The 4965-nt window shown below is 46.5% G+C and carries 5 protein-coding genes; 2 read left to right on the top strand and 3 right to left on the bottom strand.

Going from position 1 to position 4965, the window contains the following annotated elements; genetic code table 11:
• Positions 1–282: 282 nt before the first annotated feature.
• Both KNO76_RS13660 and KNO76_RS13665 read right to left on the bottom strand, forming a co-directional pair.
• Complete coding sequence (locus KNO76_RS13660) at positions 283–1455, bottom strand: PstS family phosphate ABC transporter substrate-binding protein (RefSeq protein ID WP_214885973.1); 1173 nt, start codon at positions 1453–1455, stop codon at positions 283–285.
• 39 nt (positions 1456–1494) lie between these two features.
• Positions 1495–2451 carry a nucleotidyltransferase-like protein gene (locus tag KNO76_RS13665; RefSeq protein WP_251128029.1) on the bottom strand — a complete coding sequence of 319 codons (957 nt, stop codon included), beginning with the start codon at positions 2449–2451 and terminating at the stop codon, positions 1495–1497.
• A gap of 85 nt (positions 2452–2536) precedes the next feature.
• Between KNO76_RS13665 and KNO76_RS13670 the strand changes: the two genes are divergently transcribed.
• The gene (locus tag KNO76_RS13670; protein ID WP_251125186.1) at positions 2537–2896 is read left to right on the top strand and encodes a YgzB family protein; all 360 of its coding nucleotides are present in this window, start codon (positions 2537–2539) and stop codon (positions 2894–2896) included.
• Positions 2897–2933: 37 nt separating this feature from the next.
• On the opposite strand, the gene perR is transcribed toward KNO76_RS13670, so the two are convergent.
• Positions 2934–3365 (bottom strand): Fur family transcriptional regulator, encoded by a 432-nt coding sequence (gene perR, locus KNO76_RS13675; protein WP_214885977.1) that lies wholly within the window; start codon positions 3363–3365, stop codon positions 2934–2936.
• Between the two features lie 191 nt (positions 3366–3556).
• Here perR and KNO76_RS13680 point away from each other — a divergent pair, with 191 nt between their 5' ends.
• Positions 3557–4855 (top strand): glutamate-1-semialdehyde 2,1-aminomutase, encoded by a 1299-nt coding sequence (locus tag KNO76_RS13680; protein WP_214701185.1) that lies wholly within the window; start codon positions 3557–3559, stop codon positions 4853–4855.
• Positions 4856–4965 lie beyond the last annotated feature (110 nt).

Below are 4965 nucleotides of genomic sequence, written 5' to 3' on the forward strand. Positions count from 1 at the left end.
GACGAAGCTTGCGCTTCATTCAAAAATTGTAAAACTTTTTTTGCCTCATCGTTCAGTTTTCAAAGTTCGTCTGCCGCTCTTGGCGACTTCACTAATTTATCACGTTTCGATTGTTTTCGTCAACAACTTTTTCACAAATTGTTTTTCTGAAATAATCTTTTGCCGTGACAACGTTTATAACTATAATCTCTATTTACCACTTCGTCAATACAAAAAACAATAAAAAATTAAAAAAGATTTACTTCCCGTCAACACGACAAAAAGCAAACCCTCCGCTTTGTATTAATCGAGACGGACATAGCCCGTCTTTTCAACCAACGTTTGTCCATCCTCGCTTTCAAGCCATTCTAGGAAATCTTCATATTGCTCTGCCTTCTCTTCCGTAGTCACCACATAAAATTCAGAAGTCAGTGGATACGATCCATCCTGAATCGTTTCAACGGTCGGTACGATTCCTTCTATACGAAGTAACTTGATTTTATGGTCACGTACCATTTCTGTCGCATAGTATCGGAATGAGAATCCAATTGCATTTTTATGGTTTCGATAAGATGAGGTTTGTTGGATAATTCCGCCCATCCCTTCTGGCACATCTTCTACCGGTGCTTCCATGAGCTTCTGTTCGCCCATCATCTTTTGTAACGCTGTTTGACTGCCACTATCCTCCGGTCGTTGGAAAGCTCGAACGGCTTCCGAGTTGCCGCCGACCTCTTCCCAATTCCTTATGTCTCCCGAATAGATTCCACGAACCTGTTCCATCGTCAAAGACTCGACCGGGTTATCTTCATGAACGAAGAAAACAAATGCTTCTCTACCGATCGGTGTCATATGTAGAGAGACGTCTTTTTGTTCCGCTGCCTGCAACTGACGGTCAGATGGACCCGCGACGAAAATCACGTCAGTCTGATTGTTCATTAGTCGACTGTATGCTTCCGGCGTTGTCGTCGATACGACTTTACTCGTTTGATCATTATACGGATCATACGTCTCCGAATTTGGATACACCGCTTCCACGAACGAGGCATACATCGGATAGAGAGCTGTTGCCCCGTCTAATCGCGGCAACCCTTCTTCAAATTCAACCGCGGCCTCATGATCGAGCTTCGCGAGTTGTCCTGAATTCGTAAAGGGCTGATAGTCCATCAACTCCACACCGCGTTCTTCAATCTTCAAGCTATCTTGATACATATAGTATCCTTTCACAGAAACGAAGAGAACGACACCGGACAAGGCTCCCCAGCCGAGGACTTTCCGAATCTTCTGTTTTGAAAAGGACGAGAAATCATAGAGTCCCATACATACGATGAGCAGAACGGCTATATACCATACCGTCCAAATAATCGGTCGCCCTAGTGTAATCGGGTCTCCCATCGTAAAAAGGGCGACAAAGATGGAAATCACAATCGTGACAAATAAAATAAAAATGGTCCCAATGCTAAACTTCAATAGTTTCATACGACTGATTTTCTCCTCGTTGTTCTTAGGAAAGGACAGTCAAGCGATCTCATAGAGAACTGCTTCTACCCCGACTCCTTTTGTCGGTCTCGTGACCGTTCGAACATATCCTTTTTTAACTAAAAAGCCAACGATGCTCCCAAGGTCGACACGAAGCTCATTCAAATTCGGGTGTTCCATCAATTCTGAGAACGTCCACGCCCCGTCTTTCTCCTGCATCGTCTGAAGTAACAACAACGTCCCAGGCAGCACCTTCGATTGAATCAAATGTTCCATGCCAATAACGACGAGATGGATGCGCTGTTCAAGCGACTCTTGCCCTCCGACCAATTCCTCATGCAGTTTGTAGATTTCAAGGTCGATGGCTCGCACTTGTTCCCACAACACGATTTCCGGATGAATTCCCGCCTCAAGAATTGAGAGGCGTGCCAGGTGAGTGAGCGCATGATGAATCTGAGTAAATGCGTCTTGGAACTCCCCTTCTAAAAACAGATATCGTCCGTCTTCAAACCGGCGCAACAATTTCGCGAAAGAAAGTGAGAGTTGCAAACACTGTTCCCGATTCGTTAAATTACGGTTGCGTTGTCGCAACTCCAAGATGTATTCATTCCGCTCAAACAAGACGATCCCGTCTTCAATCCAATGAATGGCACGGCGGTTTTCATTTAAGACAATCCACCGATCCATCATCAAGTCACTGACTACGTGCAGAACAATTTTCTCCTGTCCGACTTGATAATGCTTCACCGTCCAAAACGGCTCCTGTTTCGCTTCAATCACAATGAGCAGTCGATCCAACTGTTCTGTTAACGGATCACGTGCCCGCTTTTTCTTCACTTCAATAATTCCGAGCGTCGTTTTTAGTGCAGCATATTCTGTATAAATGGTGCGAGTCGCATATTCCATCGCCATCCGGACCCCTTCTCTCTCAATCGCAAGTTGACTATATATGACGATTGTCATTTTCGATACGAACCAAATTCGCCCTCTTTTCAAAAAACTCCTGCCGAAAAAGTGCAGGAACTTCTCACTCGTTTGAAGATGAGCTATGATAGAGACAGACTATTGGAGGGATTCGCTCATGAAAAAACGGGGGAACAAAATCAACCGCGCACGTAATATAGCACTACTCCTCATCTTTGGCGGAATCGGTGTCATGTATCTTGGACTTCTCGCGAAATCCATCACATGGCTCATGATCATTTTTATGCTACTTGGATTTATCATGGTACTCGCAAGCTCTGCCCTTTACTTTATCGTCGGTCTGGCCTCGACGAAAGCCATCATCGTGACTTGTCCGAACTGTGAAAAAGAAACGAAGATGCTCGGACGTGTCGATTTATGTATGCACTGTGACGAACCACTCACCATCGATCAGTCGCTCGAAGGTAAAGAGTTCGATGAGAAATACAACAAACACCAGTCACAACAAACCGACTGACACAAAAAATCACATCCGAGCAATCGGATGTGATTTTTTAATGTGTTTGTGATTGTTCAGACTGACAAGACGGGCACGTTCCGTACACTTCAAGACGGTGACGATCGACTTTGAATCCCGTCAATTGAGAGGCAACAGACTCGATTTCATCTAATACAGGATAGTTAAAGTCGACGACTTTTCCACACGTGTCACAGATGATGTGATAGTGCTTCGATGTCACAAAGTCAAAACGACTTGAGGCGTCCCCATAGTTCATCTCTTGAACGAGACCTACTTCTTTAAATACGCGCAAATTGTTGTATACAGTGGCCACACTCATATTCGGAAATCGTGCGGCAAGTGCCTTATAAATGTCATCCGCTTTCGGGTGACTGTGCTCCGTGACGAGGTACTCCAAAATGGCCTGGCGCTGAGGCGTCATTCTGACTCCATGTTCCCGGAGCGACTGAACAGCATGGTCAAGCATTTCGCTTCCCACGTCAATCCCTCATTTCTTCTATAAAATTCATGCGAAATAGTTTTGAACATTAACTTATTTCTTACATAGTAATCTTTATAAATAGTGTACTGATTTCTCAACTACTCGTCAAACACCGAGCTTAAGCGGTTGACGGCTATGTTACAATAAGTGCGAATTTGAATAAGGAGGCAATACATATGACTACTTCATCAAATCGTCAGTCATCCGATGCATTATACCAAGATGCACTCACTCACATCGTCGGAGGTGTCAACAGTCCATCCCGCTCGTTCAAAGCGGTCGGTGGCGGCGCTCCTGTTTATATGGAACGCGGCGAAGGCGCCTATTTCTATGATGTAGACGGGAATCGCTACATCGATTATTTGGCTGCCTATGGTCCAATTATTACCGGGCACGCCCATCCACACATTCATGAAGCGCTCGTCAACGCTTCTTTGAAAGGCTTACTTTACGGGACACCTCATCCTCTCGAAGTCGAGTTTGCGAAAAAATTAAAACAAGCCATTCCTTCGATGGATAAAATACGATTCACGAACTCCGGAACGGAAGCCGTCATGACGACGGTCCGAGTCGCCCGTGCTTACACTGGTCGTGAACTCGTCGTGAAATTTAGCGGTTGTTACCACGGACACTCGGATCTCATGCTGATCGCGGCAGGTAGTGGTCCAGCGACACTCGGTTCTCCTGACTCTGCAGGTGTGACGAAAGCCACTGCTAAAGAAGTCATCACCGTCCCGTTCAATGACATCGATGCGTATCGGACGATGATGAAAGAATGGGGAGACCAGATTGCTTGCGTCCTCGTCGAACCGATTGTCGGGAACTTCGGAATCGTTGAGCCAAAACCTGGCTTCCTCCAAGCTGTCAATGACATTACGCATGAACACGGTGCCCTCGTCATCTATGATGAGGTCATCACGGCGTTCCGCTTCACGTACGGAAGTGCCCAACAAGTATATGGCATCGAACCGGATATGACGGCGCTCGGTAAGATTATCGGTGGTGGTCTACCAATCGGTGCCTACGGCGGGAAAGCTGAAATCATGGAGACGGTAGCTCCACTCGGACCTGCATATCAAGCCGGTACGATGGCCGGGAACCCAGCCTCGATGGCGACAGGAATCGCTTGCCTGGAAGTACTCGAACAACCTGGTGTTTATGAGAAGTTAGATGCACTCGGCGCAAAACTGGAGGCCGGAATCCGTGAGGCGGCAGAAAAACATGCCGTCACCATCACAATCAACCGTTTAAAAGGTGCCCTTACCGTTTACTTCACGGATGAAATCGTCACCGATTATGAAGGTGCGGAAAAGTCAGACGGTGAGAAGTTCGGACGCTTCTTCAAGTTGATGCTCGAGAACGGTGTGAACTTGGCTCCATCGAAATATGAAGCCTGGTTCTTGACGACGGAGCATACGGAACAAGATATCGAAGAGACAATCGAAGCGGTCCACCGCTCGTTTGCTCAACTGTAAGAAGGAGATGCGCGAGCATCTCTCAGCTTGTTGACGAACCAGGTCGCATCTTGCGACCTGGTTCGTCCTTTTTTGTGGTTCCCGGTTTCTTGAGGCGTTCTGCCCCCATA

The organism is Exiguobacterium sp. s101, from assembly GCF_018617835.1.
GTDB classification, from domain to species: domain Bacteria; phylum Bacillota; class Bacilli; order Exiguobacteriales; family Exiguobacteriaceae; genus Exiguobacterium; species Exiguobacterium marinum.

Coding starts and splice junctions, on each gene's coding strand:
- KNO76_RS13660 (WP_214885973.1), bottom strand. CDS start 1,455: ATGAAACTATTGAAGTTTAGCATTGGGACCATTTTTATTTTATTTGTC.
- KNO76_RS13670 (WP_251125186.1), top strand. CDS start 2,537: ATGAAAAAACGGGGGAACAAAATCAACCGCGCACGTAATATAGCACTA.
- perR (WP_214885977.1), bottom strand. CDS start 3,365: ATGCTTGACCATGCTGTTCAGTCGCTCCGGGAACATGGAGTCAGAATG.
- KNO76_RS13680 (WP_214701185.1), top strand. CDS start 3,557: ATGACTACTTCATCAAATCGTCAGTCATCCGATGCATTATACCAAGAT.